Annotated in this window: 14 protein-coding genes; 3 read left to right on the top strand and 11 right to left on the bottom strand. The window is 73.0% G+C overall.

Features of this window, described 5'->3' with window-relative positions; all coding sequences use genetic code 11:
* Positions 1-86: 86 nt before the first annotated feature.
* Positions 87-1,034, top strand: a complete 948-nt coding sequence (locus IH54_RS0121015) for a hypothetical protein (RefSeq protein WP_031519031.1) — start codon at positions 87-89, stop codon at positions 1,032-1,034.
* A 60-nt stretch (positions 1,035-1,094) separates the two neighbouring features.
* Positions 1,095-1,616: a DUF402 domain-containing protein gene (locus IH54_RS0121010; protein WP_052397699.1), complete on the top strand. Its 522-nt coding sequence runs from the start codon at positions 1,095-1,097 to the stop codon at positions 1,614-1,616.
* A gap of 67 nt (positions 1,617-1,683) precedes the next feature.
* Here IH54_RS0121010 and IH54_RS0121005 read toward each other — a convergent pair whose 3' ends face one another.
* The 6 genes from IH54_RS0121005 to IH54_RS0120980 form a co-directional block, all read right to left on the bottom strand.
* Positions 1,684-2,202: a GNAT family N-acetyltransferase gene (locus tag IH54_RS0121005; protein WP_031519026.1), complete on the bottom strand. Its 519-nt coding sequence runs from the start codon at positions 2,200-2,202 to the stop codon at positions 1,684-1,686.
* A 56-nt stretch (positions 2,203-2,258) separates the two neighbouring features.
* Positions 2,259-3,818 (bottom strand): signal recognition particle protein, encoded by a 1,560-nt coding sequence (gene ffh, locus IH54_RS0121000; RefSeq protein WP_031519024.1) that lies wholly within the window; start codon positions 3,816-3,818, stop codon positions 2,259-2,261.
* Positions 3,819-3,949: 131 nt separating this feature from the next.
* Entirely contained in the window at positions 3,950-6,379 is a 2,430-nt protein-coding gene (locus tag IH54_RS0120995) for a [protein-PII] uridylyltransferase (RefSeq protein ID WP_031519021.1), read from the bottom strand.
* 25 nt (positions 6,380-6,404) lie between these two features.
* The gene (locus tag IH54_RS0120990) at positions 6,405-6,743 is read right to left on the bottom strand and encodes a P-II family nitrogen regulator (RefSeq protein WP_031519019.1); all 339 of its coding nucleotides are present in this window, start codon (positions 6,741-6,743) and stop codon (positions 6,405-6,407) included.
* Complete coding sequence (locus IH54_RS0120985) at positions 6,740-8,077, bottom strand: ammonium transporter (RefSeq protein WP_031519016.1); 1,338 nt, start codon at positions 8,075-8,077, stop codon at positions 6,740-6,742. The genes IH54_RS0120990 and IH54_RS0120985 overlap by 4 nt, the downstream gene beginning before the upstream one ends.
* A 276-nt stretch (positions 8,078-8,353) precedes the next feature.
* Positions 8,354-9,811 (bottom strand): hypothetical protein, encoded by a 1,458-nt coding sequence (locus IH54_RS0120980; protein ID WP_234343665.1) that lies wholly within the window; start codon positions 9,809-9,811, stop codon positions 8,354-8,356.
* 372 nt (positions 9,812-10,183) lie between these two features.
* Between IH54_RS0120980 and IH54_RS0120975 the strand changes: the two genes are divergently transcribed.
* Entirely contained in the window at positions 10,184-10,909 is a 726-nt protein-coding gene (locus IH54_RS0120975; RefSeq protein WP_078862395.1) for a bifunctional DNA primase/polymerase, read from the top strand.
* Positions 10,910-11,025: 116 nt separating this feature from the next.
* Here the strand turns inward: IH54_RS0120975 and ftsY are convergent, their stop codons facing one another.
* The 5 genes from ftsY to IH54_RS0120950 form a co-directional block, all read right to left on the bottom strand.
* Positions 11,026-12,237, bottom strand: coding sequence for a signal recognition particle-docking protein FtsY (gene ftsY / locus IH54_RS0120970; protein WP_031518994.1), 1,212 nt, complete (start codon positions 12,235-12,237; stop codon positions 11,026-11,028).
* 75 nt (positions 12,238-12,312) lie between these two features.
* Positions 12,313-13,728 carry a sugar porter family MFS transporter gene (locus tag IH54_RS0120965; protein WP_031518993.1) on the bottom strand — a complete coding sequence of 472 codons (1,416 nt, stop codon included), beginning with the start codon at positions 13,726-13,728 and terminating at the stop codon, positions 12,313-12,315.
* Positions 13,729-13,824: 96 nt separating this feature from the next.
* On the bottom strand, positions 13,825-17,400 hold the full coding sequence (gene smc, locus IH54_RS0120960) for a chromosome segregation protein SMC (protein WP_031518992.1): 3,576 nt from the start codon (positions 17,398-17,400) through the stop codon (positions 13,825-13,827).
* Positions 17,401-17,712: 312 nt separating this feature from the next.
* Positions 17,713-17,913 (bottom strand): hypothetical protein, encoded by a 201-nt coding sequence (locus tag IH54_RS0120955; RefSeq protein ID WP_031518990.1) that lies wholly within the window; start codon positions 17,911-17,913, stop codon positions 17,713-17,715.
* Between the two features lie 358 nt (positions 17,914-18,271).
* Positions 18,272-18,553, bottom strand: coding sequence for an acylphosphatase (locus tag IH54_RS0120950; RefSeq protein WP_031518980.1), 282 nt, complete (start codon positions 18,551-18,553; stop codon positions 18,272-18,274).
* Positions 18,554-18,557: the final 4 nt, after the last annotated feature.

Genomic DNA, 18,557 nt, shown 5'->3' with positions numbered 1-18,557 from the left:
AACAGCAGTTGTCTGGCTCTCGGGGGACGAAGGCGGCACACATTCCCACGGGGGCTCACGGCGGAGCGCGGCTGATTGGGGCTTCGATGGCACCTACCCTCTATCGCGGATCCAGGCCTGCGAAGGCACACACCGACCGGGCACGCGACTGGGCCGAGATCCAGGAGCGCATGCTCGTACCGCTCTACGACGCCGTGCACGAGCGGCTCGGCGTCGGCCCCGGCACCCGGCTGCTGGCGCTCAACTGCGGTTCGGGGCTCGCCCTGCTGCTCGCGGCGGCCCGGGGCGCCGTGGTCACCGGATACGACACCGACCCCGCCCGGCTGCGGCTGGCCCGCGAACGGCTCGGCACATTACGGGCGGACGCGCATATTGCCGAGCCGGCGCACATTGCCGGGCCCGCGCATACTGCCGAGGCTCCGCACATTGCCGAGCCGTTCCGGCTGCGCCCCGGCACGCCGGACGCCGCCGGGCTGCGCGGCGCGGGGTACGGCGTGGTCACCGCCCTCGACCCGGCGGTGCCCGCGGGCGCGCTGCGGCCCGCGCTGGCCGCCGTCGCCGCGACCGCGTGCAAGGGCAGCGCCGTGGTGCTCGCCGGGTGGGGGCCGCCCGAGCGCTGCGCGGCCGCCGCGGTGCTGCGGGTCGCCGCCCGGCTCGCCGAACCCCGCGGCGGCAGCGGCCCGGACGGCGCAGGCACAGGCGCAGGCACCCGCACAGGCACAGGCACCCGCACGGACGCCTGTCCCGCCGGCCCCGTACCGCGGTTCAGCGGCCGGGACGACCTGGAGGACCTGGCCGCGGAGGCGGGCCTGCACCCGGACGGGTCGGGGCGGGTGGCCTGCCCGTTCGGCTATCCGGACCAGGCCGCGGCGGTGCGCGGGCTGCTGTCGACGGGGCTGTTCGACTCGGCGGTGGCCGCGACCGACCCGCAGCAGGTGGAGAAGGAACTAGCAGAGGCCCTGCACCCGTACCGGCGCCGGGACGGCACGGTCCGGATGGAGAACGTCTTCCGCTACCTGGTCGCCCGCGCCTGACCGGCTCCGGGGGCCGGTAAACCGGTGGCCGCCGGGCGCGGCGTCCGCGAGGGTGAGGGCATGTCCGCCACCGTGCCCGACTCCCCCGTGCCGCTGCCGCCCGGCACCCCGGTCACCGTCCGCCTGGTCAAGGCCGGCCGCGAGAAGGTCCGCTACCCCGCGACCGTCACCGCCGACGACGGCGTCCGGGTGACCGTCACCGCGCCCTGGTCGCTGCCGCACACCCGCGACTTCGGCTTCGTCGCCTTCGCACCCGGTGACGTCTTCACCGAGCACTACTGGCGCGACCGCTGGTTCGCCGTCAAGGAGGTGCGCGGCCCGCAGGGCGGGCTCAAGGGCTGGTACTGCGACATCACCCGCCCGGTGGCCGTCGCCGGCGGCGAGCTGACGTCGGAGGACCTGGACCTCGACCTGTGGGTGTCCGCCGACGGCGGCACCGTGCTGCGGCTGGACGAGGACGAGTTCGCCGCGAGCGGGCTCGCGGGGCGCGACCCGGACGCCGCGGCGCGGGCCGTGCGCGCGCTGGACGAACTGGAGGCGCTGGCCCGCCGCACGGGCGGGCTCGCACCGCTGCTCGGCTGAGGCCGGGACCACGGCCGGGACCGGACCGGAGGCCGGCGCCCCAGCAGCGGGAGCCGGGCCCCTTCCGCTACAGCCCCGGCCACTCCTCGACCGTCAGGGCGAAGCGCTCGTGGTCCCGCCAGGCGTCGTTGATGTAGAGCATCCGCGGCGAGAAGCCCTCGTGCCGGAAGCCGAGCCGCTTGGCCATGGCGATGGAGCGGACGTTGTCCGGCTGGACGCTGATCTCCAGCCGGTGCAGCCCGAGGCCGCCCGCCGCCTCCGCCGTGAAGCAGCGGTCGACGATCTGGAGCAGGCCCTCGGTCATCCGCCCGGTGCCGTTGTAGGGCACGTAGCTGTCGTAGCCGAGGGCGCCGTTGCGGAAGCGCGCCAGCACGATGTTGGCGACGTTGCACTTGCCGACGATGCCGCCGTCCTCGTCGTCGAGGACCAGGAACGTGCGCAGCCCGGGGCCCTGCCGCCGCAGCAGGTCCGGCAGCCCGTCCGGCTCCACCGGATTCCACGGGCTGAGGTGCTCCACCGAGCGCAGCACCGCCGCTCGGTGGGCCTCGACGTCACTGGGCCTGGGCTCTCTGATCGATACGCGCATGCGTCCATCATCCCCGGCCCCGCGCGGGACCGCGGCCGGCCCGGGAACTTCCTGGATCAGCCCATGAACTTCTTGAACTCGTCGGGCAGTTCGAAGTCCTGGCCGCCGCCCGGCAGGCCGAACGGACCGCCGTCCTGGCCCGGGCCCTGGTTCTGCTGCTCCTCGCGGCGGGCCGCCGCGGCGGCCTCCTCGGCCTTGCGCTTCATCGGGTTGCCGGACTGCCGGCGCCCCTTGGCCTGCTTCTGCTGCTTCTTCTGCCGCCCGGGCCCGCCGCCCATGCCGGGGATCCCCGGCATGCCCGGCATGCCGCCGCCCTGCGCCATCCGCGACATCATCTTGCGCGCCTCGAAGAACCGCTCGACCAGGCTCTTGACCGCGCTGACCTCGACACCCGAGCCCTTGGCGATACGGGCCCGGCGCGAGCCGTTGATGATGTGCGGGTCGGCGCGCTCGCCCGGCGTCATCGACTTGATGATCGCGGCCGTGCGGTCCACGTCCTTCTCGTCGAGGTTGTTGATCTGGTCCTTGATCTGGCCCATGCCCGGCAGCATGCCGAGCAGCTTGGAGATCGAGCCCATCTTGCGGACCTGCTCCATCTGGGCCAGGAAGTCGTCGAGCGTGAACTCCTTGGGGCCCTTCGCCAGCTTGGCCGCCATCTTCTCGGCCTCGGCCTGGCTGAAGGTCTGCTCGGCCTTCTCGATCAGCGACAGCACGTCGCCCATGCCCAGGATCCGGGACGCCATCCGGTCCGGGTGGAACGCGTCGAAGTCGTCGAGCTTCTCGCCGTTCGACGCGAACATGATCTGCTTGCCGGTGACGTGCACGATCGACAGGGCCGCGCCGCCGCGCGCGTCGCCGTCGAGCTTGGACAGGACCACACCGTCGAAGCCGACACCGTCGCGGAAGGCCTCGGCGGTGTTGACCGCGTCCTGGCCGATCATCGCGTCGACGACGAAGAGGATCTCGTCCGGGCGGACCGCGTCACGGATGTCCGCGGCCTGCTGCATCATCTCCTGGTCGACACCGAGGCGGCCGGCGGTGTCGACGACGACGATGTCGTACTGCTGCGTCTTCGCGTACTCGATGGAGTCCTGCGCGACCTTGACCGGGTCGCCGACGCCGTTGCCCGGCTCGGGCGCGAAGACCGCGACGCCCGCGCGCTCGGCGACGACGCTGAGCTGGTTCACCGCGTTCGGCCGCTGGAGGTCGCACGCGACCAGCAGCGGGGTGTGGCCCTGGCCCTTGAGCCAGCGGCCGAGCTTGCCCGCCAGGGTGGTCTTGCCCGCGCCCTGGAGGCCCGCGAGCATGATCACCGTCGGTGGCTGCTTGGCGAAGCGCAGCCGCCGGGTCTCGCCGCCGAGGATGCCGACGAGTTCCTCGTTGACGACCTTGATGACCTGCTGCGCCGGATTGAGCGCCTGGGACACCTCGGCGCCGGTCGCGCGCTGCTTGACGCTCGCGACGAAGGCCCGCACCACGGGCAGGGCGACGTCGGCTTCCAGCAGGGCGATGCGGATCTCGCGCATCGTGGCGTCGATGTCCGCCTCGGACAGCCGGCCCTTGCCCCGGAGGTTCTTGAACGTCGCTGCGAGGCGGTCGGAGAGCGTATCGAACACGGTGGCTGCAGATCCTCGGGTCAGGGGGCGGGAGACGATCGCCTTCCAGGGTATCCGGCCCGGACGGCATCGGGCCCTCGCCCACCGGATTACGGCGGGCGAGGGCGACACCCCACGTGCGCGGCGGGCGCTCAGCGCAGCGCCGCCTCCAGTTGGCGGGCGGTCTCGGCGGCGCGGTGCGGGGGCAGTGCCTTGCCGTCCTTGCCGACGACGTAGAAGGCGTCCACGGCGTTCGCGCCCAGCGTGGAGATACGGGCGGAGCGCACGGTGACGCCCGTGGCGGTCAGGGCGAGGCCGATGCGGTGCAGCAGTCCGGGGGCGTCGTGGGCGCGGACCTCGATCACGGTGGCGGTCTGCGAGGTGTGGCCGGGCGCCACCGTGACCCGGGGCGGCGGCGGGGTGATGCCGCGCCGCCGCGGGTAGGCGGCCTCGCGCTCGGCGAGCCGGGCCTCGATGTCGAGGGTGCCGTCGAAGGCGCGGGCCAGGTCCGCGCGCAGCCGCGCGGCCTCCGGCAGGGCGCCGTACTCCGCCGAGACGCGCCAGGTCATCAGCGCGATCTGCCCCTCCCCCACCGGGTCGACGGCCCGCAGGTCCGCCGCCCGTACGCCGAGCCGGTGCAGCGCCAGCACGCCGGCGGCCAGGGCCAGCAGCGCGGGGCGGTCCGGCACCGCGAGCAGCAGCTCCACGCCCAGCGCCTCGTGCGGGGCCTCGCCCTCGGCGTCGGCCTCGGCGTGCGCGCGCAGCGCCAGCACCGGGCCGCCGGTGCGCGCGGCCTCGACGGCGAGCCGTTCCTCCTCCGCGGTGGACTCGCGCTCGGCGGCCTCCGGGACCGCCCCGGTGTCCAGCGCGCCCGCCACCCGGTCGACCAGTTCGGCGAGCAGCGAGGCCCGCCAGGTGCTCCAGGCGGCGGGCCCGGTGGCGAGCGCGTCGGCCTCGGTGAGCGCCGCGAGGAGTTCCAGGGTGGAGGTGTCGCGGACGGTCGCGGCGACCGTGCGGACGGTCTCCGGGTCGTCCAGGTCGCGCCGGGTCGCGGTGTCGATGAGCAGCAGGTGGTGGCGGACCAGCAGCGCGAGCGTCTCGGCGTCGGCGGCTGAGAAGCCGATACGGGTCGCGACGTCGCGTGCGATGACCTCACCGGCCTCGCTGTGGTCGCCGGGCCAGCCCTTGCCGATGTCGTGCAGCAGCGCCGCGGTCAGCAGCAGGTCGGGGCGGCCGACCCGGCGGGTGAGCCCGGCGGCCTGCACCGCGGTCTCGACCAGGTGCCGGTCCACGGTGAAGCGGTGCACCGCGTTGCGCTGCGGGCGGCAGTGCACCCGCTCCCAGTCCGGCAGCAGCCGGGTGACCAGGCCCTCGGCCTCCAGCGCCTCCCACACCTGCACCGTGGACTCCCCCGCGCCCAGCAGCGTCAGCAGCTGCTCGCGGGCCTCGGCCGGCCACGGTACGGGCAGCGGCCGCGCGGCGGCGGCGAGCCGGCGCACCGCGTGCGGCGACAGCGGCAGGCCCGCCTGCGCGGCGGCCGCGGCGGCCCGCAGCGGCAGGACCGGGTCGCGGTCGGGCTTGGCGGCGAGCGCGAGCACCGCCTCGCCCTCCTGCTCCACGACGCCCTCGGCCAGCGGTACGCGCTCGGGCACGCCCGCGGCGGGGGTGGTCCGGCCGCGGCCGAGCAGCCGGCGGCGGGGGCGGGACTCGCGGGCCTTGAGCACCCGGGCGACCTCGCGCCAGGTGACGTCGGAGGCGTAGGAGATGCGGCGGGCGGCCTCGTAGACCTGGCGCAGCAGCGCGTCGGCGTCCAGCAGCCCGAGGGCGGCGGCGACCTGGTCCTGCTCCTGGAGGGCGAGCCGGTCGGTGGCGCGGCCGGTCACGAGGTGGAGGGCGTCGCGGGTGTCGAGCAGCCGGGTGCGGGCCTGCTCCAGGCCGTCGCGGGGGGCGTCGGCGAGCCAGGAGGCGGCGACGGCACGCAGCGCGGTGGCGTCCCGCAGGCCGCCGCGGGCCTCCTTGAGGTCGGGTTCCAGCAGGTAGGACAGCTCGCCCTGGCGCTCGGCGCGCTCCTGGCACAGCTCGCGCAGGGCGGGCAGCCGTTTGGGGGCCTGGTTGCGCCAGTCGGCGAGCACGCTGCTGCGCAGCGCGGAGCCGAGCGCGGGGTCGCCGGCCAGGTGGCGGGCGTCGAGCAGGCCGAGCTGCACCTTGAGGTCGTCGGCGGCTGCCTTGCGGGCCTCGTCGGGGGTGCGTACGGAGTGGTCGAGGGCGAGGCCGAGGTCCCACACCGGGTACCAGAGCCGGTCGGCGAAGGCGCCGACGGAGCGTTCGGAGTCGTGCAGCAGCACCAGGTCCAGGTCGCTGCGCGGGGAGAGCTCCCCGCGGCCGTAGCCGCCCACGGCGAGCAGCGCCCAGCCGGTGGCGCCGGTGGCCTCGGCGGCGGCGCCGGCGAGGCCGGCGAGCCAGCGGTCGGTGAGGGCCGCGAGCTCGGCACGGCGCGGCGGCCCGGACCGCGCCTCCTGGGTGAGGAGGCGCAGCCGGGCCGCCGCGTAACTGTCGTCCTGCGCTTCGACGCTGTCGGTCACTCGTTCTCCAGCGCTGGTTCGGGGGTCAGAGCGCGTCGGGGCCGCGCTCGCCGGTGCGTACCCGCACGGCCGTGTCGACCGGGAGGCACCACACCTTGCCGTCTCCGATTTTGCCTGTTCTGGCGGCTTTCACCACGACCTCGATGAGCTGGTCGGCGTCGGCGTCCTCCACCAGGACCTCTATGCGGATCTTCGGCACCAGGTCGACGGTGTACTCCGCGCCCCGGTAGACCTCGGTGTGACCGCGCTGCCGCCCGTAACCGCTCGCCTCGGTGACGGTCAGGCCCTGGACGCCGAAGGCCTGGAGGGCTTCCTTGATCTCGTCCAGCCGGTGCGGCTTGACGACCGCGGTGATGAGCTTCACGCGTCCACCTTCTTAACGGGAGCACCGGCCTCGCTGTCAGAGCCGGTCAGAGCGGTACGGACGGCGCCGACGACGCCGGTGAAGTCGTAGGCGGTCTCGGCGTGCAGGACCTGGTCGACACCGGCGATCTCCTCGTCCTCGGTGACCCGGAAGCCCATGACCATATCGACGATCTTGGCGAGGATCGCCGAGCACACCAGCGAGTAGCCGAGCACGGCGCCGACGCCGGTGAGCTGCAGGCCCATCTGGTGCCAGCCGCCGCCGTAGAAGACGCCCTTGGCGGGCTGGCCGACGCCGCCGGTGGCCAGCAGGCCGATGGACAGCGAGCCGACGATGCCGCCGACCATGTGGACGCCGACGACGTCGAGCGAGTCGTCGTAGCCGAAGCGGTACTTCAGGCCGACGGCCGCGGCGCAGATTGCACCGGTGACCAGGCCGAGCGCGATGGCGCCGAGCGGCGAGATCGAGCCGCACGCGGGGGTGACGGCGACCAGGCCGGAGACGGCGCCGGAGGCCGCGCCCAGGGTGGTGAACGAGCCGTGCCGCAGCCGCTCGTAGATCAGCCAGCCGATCATCGCGGCGGCGGTGGCGACCTGGGTGTTGGTGAAGGCGACGGCGGCCACGCCGTCCGAGCCGAGCCACGAGCCGGCGTTGAAGCCGAACCAGCCGAACCACAGCAGACCGGCGCCGAGCATGACCAGCGGCAGGTTGTGCGGGCGCATCGGGTCGCGCTTGAAGCCGTGCCGCTTGCCGATCACCAGGATGACGCCGAGGGCCGCCGCACCCGCGTTGATGTGGACCGCGGTACCACCGGCGAAGTCGATGACGCCCTTCTTGAACAGCCAGCCGTCACCACCCCACACCCAGTGCGCCACGGGGAAGTAGACGACCGTCGCCCACAGCGTGATGAAGATCGCCCACGCGGTGAATTTGACGCGGTCGGCGAGTGCGCCGCTGATCAGGGCGGGGGTGATGATCGCGAACATCAGCTGGAAGACCGCGAATACGTAGACCGGAATGCTGTAACCGGGCCACAGTTCGGCGATGCCTATGCCGCGCATGCCGAGCCAGTCACCGCCGCCGAGGAATCCGTTGCCCGAGTCGAAGGCCAGGCTGAATCCGTACAGGGTCCACAGGATGGTGATGATGCCGAGGCTGATGAAGCTCATCATCAGCATGTTCAGGGCGCTCTTCACCCTCACCATGCCGCCGTAGAAGAAGGCGAGACCGGGGGTCATCACCATCACCAGGGCCGCACTGAGCAGCATGAACGCCGTACTACCGGTGTCGAGCGTGGGCGCATCCGCGGCCAGCGTCGTGATGGCTGGTGCCATCGGCGTCTCCTCGTCGTCCGAACGGCCCGAACGGGCTGTGCAGGGTGGGCCGGTTTTCGCCATGAGATTGGCCGAGCCGGGTTTCCGCCGATGCCGTACGGTGTTTCGCCGCGGTGACGAAGAAGTCGGGTGTGTTACGCCGGGGTGAACCGTCCCCCGGTTCGGTGAATTGTGTATACGGGTGGGAACGCGGAGGAGCGGGAGATCGCCGAGAAGGTACTCGGGCCGCACGCCGGTAAGGCGTGCGGCCCGTGGGACGGCCGGCCGGAAGGCCGGTCAGGCGGTTTCCGCGACCTCGGGGAGTTCCACCGAGAGCCGGTCGGCGAGCGCGACGACGGCCGGGAGGTCGCCGAAGTCGCGCACCGCCGTGCGGGTGGTCTTGCGGATGCGCGTGTTGACGCGTTCCGACCGCAGGCGCTTGGCGACGTCCATCGCCTGTTCGGTGCAGAGCGCCGCCTCCTCCGGCTGCCGCTGCAGCAGGTGGACGCTGGCCAGGCCGACCAGGTTGAGCGCGTACGCCCGCTGGTGCACGCCGTCGTCGCGGAATCCCGCCACGGCCTTCTCCATCACCGGGTGCGCGAGCGAGGCGTACGCGGGGCTCCGGCCTGCCACATAGGCCAGGTCGCGGTAGGAGTGGGCGTTCTCGGCGTGCAGCTCGGCCTCGGTGAAGAAGCTGATCCAGCTCGGGTCCTCACCGGGGCGGGCCTCGGTGAACGTGTCCTCGGCGGCGCGTACCGCCCGGTGGCACTTGCTGACCTGGCCCATGTTGGCGTACGCCCGGGCCTCCAGCGCGTAGAGCATCGACTGGGTGGTGGCGGTCGCGGTGTCGCGGCTGCCGTACTGCGCGAGGTGGATCAGCTCCAGCGCGTCCTCCGGGCGGTCCAGATGGATCATCTGGCGGCTCATCGAGGACAGGATGAAGGCGCCCAGCGGCCGGTCGCCGGCCTCCTTGGCCGCGTGCAGCGCCAGCACCAGGTACTTCTGGGCGGTGGGCTGCAGGCCCACGTCGTAGCTCATCCAGCCGGCCAGCGAGGCGAGGTCGGCGGTGACCCCGTAGAGGCGGCGGGCGACCGCCTCCGGGTGCGGCTCCTGGAGCAGGTCGGTGACCTCGTGCAGCTGGCCGACGACCGCCTTGCGGCGCAGCCCGCCGCCGCACTGGTTGTCCCACTCGCGGAACATGACGGTGGTCGACTCCAGCAGCTGGAGTTCCTGCTCCGACAGCCGCGACGGCCGGCTCGCGGCGGACCTGGGCGCGGCCTCCGGCGCGCCGAAGCCGCCCGCCGAGGTCGGCACCAGCCAGCGCTGCATGGGCTCGACCAGCGCGGGCCCGGCCGACAGCGCGAGCGAGGCGCCGAGGAAGCCACGACGGCCCAGCATCAGGTCGCTGCGGGAGAACTCGCTGATCATCTCGACGGTCTGCGGCCCCGCCCAGGGCAGGTCCACGTCGCCGCCGGCGGGCGGCTGGTGCGCCGGACGCAGGCCCAGGTCCTCGACCGGGACGACACACCCGAAACGCTCGGAGAACAGCTCCGACAGGATGCGCGGTATCGGCTCGCGCGGCTGCTCGCCGTCGAGCCAGCGGCGCACCCGGGAGGTGTCCGTACTGACATGGTGCGCGCCCAGCTCGCGCGCTCTGCGGTTCACCTGACGCGCCAGCTCGCCCTTGGACCAGCCGCTGCGTACGAACCATGAACTCAGCTGCGCGTTGGGCTGCTTGTCTGCTGCGCCGCCCACGGTCAAGCCCCCATCCTGGTCTTGCCCGACCCCGACACCCAGTGATTACCAGGGTCCGCCGAGTCCTGTCCTCCGGTTGCCGAAAGTGCCGGGGCCCGGTAGCGCGGTCCTGAACCGCCCGGAACTGCCCGCGGCATAGGCGGAAGGCACACACGGACGCATGCGGTGCCGCCGCCGGGGACTCACCAACCGAAAGTAGTCCTACGATCACGCACCCGACGAGCCCCCGTGGCGAAACGCCACCATTCGCCACCCCAACGAATGAACTCCTCGGCAGTAACAGGCGATTCACTTGACACAGCACTGGTCAGCGCGGCCCGGAACGAGCGGGCGGGCGCGTAACCATCGGCGGCGGCGATCCGTTGGAGGTGCATGGTGTTCACGATCAGCGGGATGCGGGAGTCGCGCGAGTCGCGGCAGCAGCGGACCGGCGTCCGGGACCTTCCCCGGCCGCGCCCCCCGGTGCGCCCCGGCGTACGCCGTCGGTTGCACGCCGGGGTCTGCACCACAGTTGGCGACTACACGGGTCGCTGCGGTTGGGCCGTCGTGCCCGGCGCCCGGGTCGCCCGCGGCGGCGGGCCGTGCTCCTGCGGCGACTCCGGCTGCCCGGCGCCGGGCGCGCATCCGCTGCCCTTCGCCGACGAGATCCCGGCCGGCGCGGCGGCCGCGGGCGCCGCGGAGGCGTGGGCGCGGGTACCGGGCGCGGCGGTGCTGCTGCCGACGGGGCGGTCCTTCGACGTGATCGAGGTGGCCGCGGAACCGGGGCAGCGGGCTCTGGTGCGGCTGGAGCGGATGGGCCTGCGGCTGGGCCCGGTGCTGGTGACCCCCGCCGGGCGGGCGCAGTTCTTCGTCGCGCCGGGCGCGGCGGCCGAACTGCCGCACCTGCTCTACCGGATGGGCTGGGACGACGCGGACCTCGACCTGCGCTGCCTGGGGCCCGGCGAGCACGTCACCGCTCCGCCGTCGGACCTCGGCGGCCTCGGCCCGGTGCGCTGGTTGCGCGAGCCGCTGCCCGAGGGCGTGCCGCACGCCCCCGAGGCCCGGCTGCTGCTGGGCACGCTGGCGTACGTCTGCCACCGCGACCGCTCCCCGGTCTGAGCGGGGCGGCCCGGCCCGGATACGTAACCACCGCCGGGAATGCGTGACGGGAACGCGTGAGGGGCACCTGCCAATGGCCGGTGCCCCTCACGGATGCGGTCGCGCGGTGCGCCGTGCTACTCGCCGATGAGCGCGTCCACGAAGGCCTCGGGCTCGAACGGCGCCAGGTCGTCGGCGCCCTCGCCCAGGCCGATCAGCTTGACCGGCACGCCCAGCTCGCGCTGGACCGCGATCACGATGCCGCCCTTGGCGGTGCCGTCCAGCTTGGTCAGCACGATGCCGGTGATGTTCACGACCTCGGCGAAGACCCGGGCCTGCACCAGCCCGTTCTGACCGGTGGTGGCGTCCAGCACCAGCAGCACCTCGTCGACCGGACCGTGCTTCTCGACCACCCGCTTGACCTTGCCCAGCTCGTCCATCAGGCCGGTCTTGGTGTGCAGCCGGCCCGCGGTGTCGATCAGGACGGTGTCGGCGCCCTCGGCGATGCCCTCCTTGACCGCGTCGAAGGCGATCGACGCCGGGTCGCCGCCCTCGGGGCCGCGTACCGTACGGGCGCCGACGCGCTCGCCCCAGGTCTGGAGCTGGTCGGCGGCCGCGGCGCGGAAGGTGTCGGCGGCGCCGAGGACGACGCTGCGGCCGTCGGCGACCAGCACCCGGGCGAGCTTGCCGGTGGTGGTGGTCTTGCCGGTGCCGTTGACGCCGACGACCATGAGGACGGCCGGGGACTCCTCGTGGCTCTCGGTCCGCAGCGCCCGGTCCAGGGTCGGGTCGACGAGCGTGAGCAGCTCGGTGCGCAGCAGGCCGCGCAGCTCCTCCGGGGTCCTGGTGCCGAGCACCCGCACCTGGGTGCGCAGCCGCTCGACCAGCTCCTGGGTCGGGGCGACGCCGACGTCCGCGGTGATGAGGGTGTCCTCGACCTCCTCCCAGGTGTCCTCGTCGAGGCGCTCCCGGGACAGCAGGGTCAGCAGGCCCTTGCCCAGGGTGTTCTGCGAGCGGGACAGCCGCGACCGCAGCCGGACCAGCCGTCCGGCGGTCGGCTCTGGCTGCTCCAGGGGCGGCGCCGGTTCGAGCTCGATCTCCTCGACGGTCTCGGGCGCGACGGTGGCCCCGGGCAGCGGGACCTCTTCGATGGTCCGCCGGGATTCCTCCCGCGGCGGCGCGGTCTCCTCCCCGACCTGCGGTTCCGCGGGCGGGGAGGGAGCCGTCGGCGTGCTCGGCGGCTCGCCGGGCGGCAGCTGCTGCTTCCTGCGGCGGCTGCCCACCACCAGCCCGCCGGCCCCGAGGATCACGACCAGGGCGATGACTACGACAAGGATGACGATTTCCATAACCCGACCAGTATCCATGCTCGGGTTATGGCGTGGTGGCGCCCGTGGCGACCCGGTGAAGGTGTCGGAACGGGCTCAGCCCATTTCTTCGAGGGTTTTGCCCTTCGTCTCCTTCACGAAGAAGACCACGAAGGGGATGGAGAGAAGCGCGAAGCACGTGTAGATGACGTAGGTGGCCGACAGGTTCCAGTCCGCCAGGGTCGGGAAGCTCGCGGTGATCGCCCAGTTGGCGATCCACTGCGCGGAGGCGGCGACGCCGAGGGCCGCGGCGCGGATCTTGTTCGGGAACATCTCGCCGAGGAAGACCCACACCACCACGCCCCAGGACAGGGCGAAGAAGAGCACGAAGACATGGGCGGAGGCCAGCGCGACCGCGCCCTGGGCGGTGGGGAGCTTGGCGCCGTGCTTGTAGGAGAAGGCCCATGCCTCGAGGGCCAGCGACACGGCCATGCCGGCGGAGCCGATGAGGGCCAGCGGGCGGCGGCCGATGCGGTCCACGAAGACCATGGCGATGGCTGTACCGATGATGTTCACGATCGAGGTGGTGAAGGAGTAGAAGAACGAGCCGGAGGGGTTGATGCCGACCGACTGCCACAGCGTCGAGGAGTAGTAGAAGGCGACGTTGATGCCGACGAGCTGCTGGAACATCGACAGGCCGATGCCGATCCAGACGATCGGCAGGAAACCGAAACGCGAGCCGAGCAGGTCGGAGAAGGTGGACTTGTGCTCGCGGCGCATCGCGGTGCGGATCTCGTCGACGCGCGCGTCCAGATCGGTCTCCCCGCCCTCGACCTCGGCGAGCACCGAGCGCGCCTGGGCGTCCTTGCCGACGGTGAGCAGGTAGCGCGGCGACTCGGGGATGGCGAAGGACAGCAGCCCGTAGATCACCGCGGGGATGACCATCACACCGAGCATGACCTGCCATGCCTCCAGGCCGATGATCTTGCCGCGCTGGTCGCCGTTCGCGCCCTGCAGGATGGCGTAGTTGACCAGCTGCGACACCGCGATACCGAGCACGATCGCAGCCTGCTGGAAGGACGCGAGCCGGCCGCGGATGGCCGGCGGCGAGACCTCGGCGATGTAGGCGGGGCCGATGACCGAGGCCATGCCGATCGCGAAGCCGCCGATGATCCGCCAGAAGGCCAGGTCCCACAGGGCGAAGGGCAGCGCGGAGCCGACGGCGCTGATGGTGAAGAGGACCGAGGCGATCTGCATGCAGCGGATGCGGCCGATGCGGTCGGCGATCCGGCCCGCGGTGGCTGCGCCGATGGCGCAGCCGATCAGGGCGATCGCGATGACCTGGGCCAGCGTGCCCGAGCCGATGTCGTACTTGTCGCGGATGGCCTCGACGGCGCCGTTGATGACGGAGCTGTCGTAGCCGAAGAGGAAGCCGCCCATGGCCGCGGCGGCGGTGATGAAGATGATGTGGCCCAGATGCTCCGGCGGTGTGCTGCCGCCCCTTGCGGAGGCTCGCTCCGTACTGCTGGTCACAGGGTCTCCTCGCCATCGGCGTCCGGCCCCCATGACCGGGGACCGGCGCTTCAAGTGTTGGCGGCGCCACCTGCGGCCACCACTTGGAGTAGGCCGTCAGGCGGTCTTCCGCTGACCGTCTCGCAGCCGCTGGCTGATCACCTTGGACACCCCGTCGCCCTGCATGGACACGCCGTAGAGCGCGTCGGCGACCTCCATCGTCCGCTTCTGGTGCGTGATGACGATGAGCTGGGAGCTCTCCTGGAGTTCCCTCATGATCCGGATCAGCCGCTGCAAGTTGGTGTCGTCCAGTGCCGCCTCGACCTCGTCCATCACGTAGAACGGGCTGGGGCGCGCCTTGAAGATCGACACCAGCATCGCCACCGCGGTCAGCGAGCGCTCACCACCCGACAGCAGCGACAGCCGCTTGACCTTCTTCCCGGGCGGCCGGGCCTCAACCTCGACCCCTGTGGTGAGCATGTTGTCCGGGTCGGTCAGCAGCAGCCGGCCCTCGCCGCCGGGGAAGAGCCGGGAGAAGACGCCCTCGAACTCCCGTGCGGTGTCGTGGAAGGCGGCGGTGAAGACCTGCTCGACGCGCTCGTCGACGTCCTTGACCACCTGCAGCAGGTCGGCCCGGGTCTTGCGGAGGTCCTCCAGCTGCTCGGTGAGGAACTTGTGCCGCTCCTCCAGCGCCGCGAACTCCTCCAGCGCCAGCGGGTTGACCTTGCCCAGCTGGGCGTAGGCCTTCTCGGCGATCCGCAGCCGCTTCTCCTGCTCGGTGCGCACGTACGGGCGGGGCTGGTTGCGCGGGTCCTCCGGATCCTCCGGCAGCACCTCCCCCTCGGCCGGCGGCGAGGGCGGCACGGGCTGGTCCGGGCCGTACTCGGCGACCAGCCCGGCCGGCTCCATGCCGTGCTCCTCCAGCGCCTTGGCCTCCAGCTGCTCGATCCGCAGCCGCTTCTCCGCGCCCAGCACCTCGCCCTTGTGGACGTCGCCGGTCAGCCGGTCCAGCTCGCTCTTCAGCTCCCGCCCGCGGCGCCGCTCCTGCCCCAGCTCCGCCTCCCGCTCGGCCCTGGCCCGCTCGGCGGCGGCGCGTTCGGCCTCCGCCCTGGCCAGCGAGACCTGGACGCTCTCCAGCAGGCCGCGCGCCCCGTCCCGTACGGCGGCGGCCACCGACGCCTCGTAGGCCAGCCGGCGGCGGCGCTGCTCGGCACGGGCGCGGGTCTCGCGCTCGGCGCGGGCGGCGCGGTCCAGGCCGTCGGCGCGGCCGGCCAGGCCCTTGACCCGCTCCTCGTGGGTACGCAGCTGGAGGCGGGCCTCCATCTCGGTCTGCCGGGCGTTGGCGCCGTCGGCGGCGAGCCGGTCGCGCGCGGAGGTGTCCGGCTCCTCCTCACCGGGCTCCTGCTGCGCCTCGCCGAGCCGGTAGGAAAGCTCCTCGAACTCCTCGCGGGCCGCCGCCAGCGACTCCCGGCTGCGGCCGACCGCGACGGCCGCCCGGTCGGCCTCCCCCGCCGCCGCCCTGGCCTGCCCGCCGAGCCTGCCCAGCTGCTGGGCGACGGAGGACCTGGCCTTCTCCGCCTCCCTGCGCCGCCGGCCCAGCTCGTCGACGGTACGGGACGCCACCGCGCGCCGGTCCTTGGCCTCGGCCTGACGCTCGGCCAGCTCGGCGCACTCCTCCGCGAGCCGCTCCAGCTCGGCGGCGGCCTCGTCCACCTGGGCCTGCACCTCCAGCAGGCTGGGGGCCTTGGCGCTGCCGCCGACCGCGGTGTGCGCGGACAGCAGGTCACCCTCCGCGGTGACCGCGGTCAGCTCCGGGTGGACGCTGACGACGGCCTCGGCCTCCTCCAGCGAGCCGACGACCACGACGTCCCGCAGCAGGGTCCGCACCGCGGCCGCCAGCTCGTCGCCCGCGGTCACCAGCTCGGCGGCGCGCCGGGCACCGCCCGGCAGTTCGGCGGCGGTCGGCGGCGCGGGCTCCGGGGTGCCGGCAAGCAGCAGCGCGGCCCGTCCGGCGTCCTCCTTGCGCAGCAGCCGCAGCGCCTCCGCGGCGGTGCCGACCCCTGTGACCACGACCGCGTCGGCGGCGGCGCCCAGGGCCGCGGCGACCGGGACCTCGTAGCCCGGCGCGACCCGCAGCAGCCCGGCGGCCGGGCCGAGCACCCCGGTCAGGGCCCCGCCGAGCAGCGCCCCGCTGCCGTCCTTGCGGCGCAGCGCGGGCTCCAGCGCGTCCCGCCGGGCGGCGACCGCGGCGCGGCGGCGCTCGGCGGCGGTGGCTGCCTCGCGGGCGGCGGTGAAGTCCTCCTCGGCCGCGGCCTGCTCGGCGCGCGCGGCCTCGAAGCGCTCCTCCAGCTCGCTGTCGTCCGCCTCCAGACCCTCGACCTGGGCGGCCAGCTCCTCGTACTCGGCCTGCGCGGACTCGGCGCGCTCGCGGGCCTCCTCCTGGGCCGCCGTCAGCCGCTCTATCTCCGCCTCGGCCGACACGGTCCGCGAGCGGGCGGCATTGACCTGGCCGCCGAGCCGGGCCAGGCCCTCGCGCCGGTCGGCGATGGCCCGGGCGGCGGTGCGCAGCCGGGCCTCCTCCTCGGCGAGCCGGCGCTCCAGCTCGGCGCGGTGGCCGACGGTGTCGTCGAGGGCGCGCTGGGCGGCGTCCAGGGCCTCGGTCAGCTCGGCCTCCTGCTCGCGGATGCGGGCGGCCTCGCGCTCCATGTCCTCCGGGTCGCGGCCGCGCCGCTCCTCGGCGGGCTGGCCGGTGGCGTGCCGGTGGCGCTGCTCGGCCAGGCCCACGGTGCCGCGCACCCGCTCGGTGAGCTGGGAGAGCTCGTACCAGGTTGCCTGCGCCTCGTTGACCCGCGGGGTGAGGGCGCGCACCTGCTCCTCCAACCGGGCCTCGCGCCGGGTGGCGGCGGCGAGCTCGGTCTCGACGGTGTCCCGTCGCTCCTTGAGGGCGGCCTCGTCGGCGACCTCGGCGCGCAGCGCCTCCCGCAGGCTGACCAGGTCGTCGGCGAGCAGGCGCAGCCGGGCGTCGCGCAGGTCGGCCTGGATGACGGCGGCCCGGCGGGCGACCTGGGCCTGCCGTCCGAGCGGTTTGAGCTGGCGGCGCAGCTCGCCGGTGAGGTCGGTGACGCGGGCCAGGTTGGCCTGCATGGCGTCGAGCTTGCGGAGCGCCTTCTCCTTGCGCTTGCGGTGCTTCAGGACGCCGGCTGCCTCCTCGATGAAGGCCCGGCGGCCCATCGGGTCGGCGTGCAGCACGGAGTCCAGCTGGCCCTGGCCGACGATGACGTGCATCTCGCGGCCGATACCGGAGTCCGACAGCAGCTCCTGGATGTCCAGCAGCCGGCAGGTGTCCCCGTTGATCTGGTACTCGCTGCCGCCGTTGCGGAACATGATCCGGGTGATCGTGACCTCGGCGTACTCGATGGGGAGCACGCCGTCGGTGTTGTCGATGGTCAGCGAGACCTCGGCCCGGCCGAGCGGGGGGCGCCCGGTGGTGCCGGCGAAGATGACGTCCTCCATCTTGCCGCCGCGCAGCGACTTGGCCCCCTGCTCGCCCATGACCCATGACAGCGCGTCGACCACATTGGACTTGCCCGATCCGTTGGGGCCGACCACACAGGTGATTCCGGGTTCGAAGCGCAGCGTCGTCGCCGAGGCGAAGGACTTGAAGCCGCGCAGCGTGAGGCTCTTGAGATGCACGCCCGCCGACTCTACTAGGCCGTGTCTGACAAATCCCGTCTGCCTGGCGGTGTCTGGCACGCACTGCGGGCGGCGACGCCATTTGTCAGACACGACCTAGCCGCCTGCGGTTTCACCAGGGAATGTGCAGGGCACATCAGACGGTAAGAGGCGGTGACCATGCGGTGACAGCCGCGACGGAAGAGGGGGAATGCCACGACGAAGGGACGCCGAAGCGTCCCTTGGCGATGCTGCATGGTGCGAATACTGCTGATGCCGTAGTGCTCTTGCTACGCGATGCGCGATGTGATGGCGGCGAAGGCTGACGCCGGCTCAGGCGAGGACGGGCTCCCCGTGAGCGACGTCGATGCTGAGCAGCGACTCTTCGTGCGACGCGACAGTCAGAGCGTCATTGCGGGCCTGCATCCTGACCAGCTCGGCTTCCAGGTCCTGAACGCGCTGCTGCAGCCTTCGCATCTCGGCGAGGAGTCGCGGGTCGGGACCGCCGACGTAACCGAGAAGCGCTTTTGCCATGATGAGTGGTCCTCCACGCTGAGTGACCGACCGAGAGCGGTTTGGGTCGTGGGTGAGGGGGTAAAGCCCACGCGCAGGGTGTATGTCGTGGCTCGCCGTGAGCATTCCATGGAGCCACGTTGCGCTGGGCTTCCAGCGTCTCACCAAATAAGTGGTCGGTCAACACGATCACAGCCCAGCCGCGGGGTCCGCCTCAGAAAACACGGCGCAGACACGCCGGGGGCCACCCGCCTGGAGTCGAGATCATTCTCGATGGGGGCAGCCTGACACGACATCCGGGATATGGCAACCGGTCATCCTCATGGCTTCGCAAAACATCGGCCGTCCGGGTACCGCCCGTGCGTGCCGGCCGGAATGCTCAGCGGATCTCGAACCCGGCGTAACCGCCGCGCGGCTGCGACCAGATCTCGGTCACCCCGTCGACCCTCCCGGGCGTGTCGCCCTCCCCCAGCCAGTCGAGCAGGCGTTGGCACCGGTCACGTGTGCCTTCGGCGACGACCTGGACCCGCCCGTCGGCGAGATTGCTCGCATAGCCGGACAGGCCGCCGATCTCCAGTGCGGTGGCGCGCGTCCACCAGCGGAAGCCGACGCCCTGCACCCGGCCGCGCACCCAGGCGGTGAGCCGGATATTTTCGCTCATGCCC

Origin of the sequence: Streptomyces sp. NRRL F-5123 (assembly GCF_000721495.1) — a bacterium.
Taxonomy (GTDB): Bacteria; Actinomycetota; Actinomycetes; order Streptomycetales; family Streptomycetaceae; genus Actinacidiphila.
The sequence above is the reverse complement of the archived record's forward strand: the minus strand, read 5'-3'. Positions and strand labels throughout refer to the sequence as shown.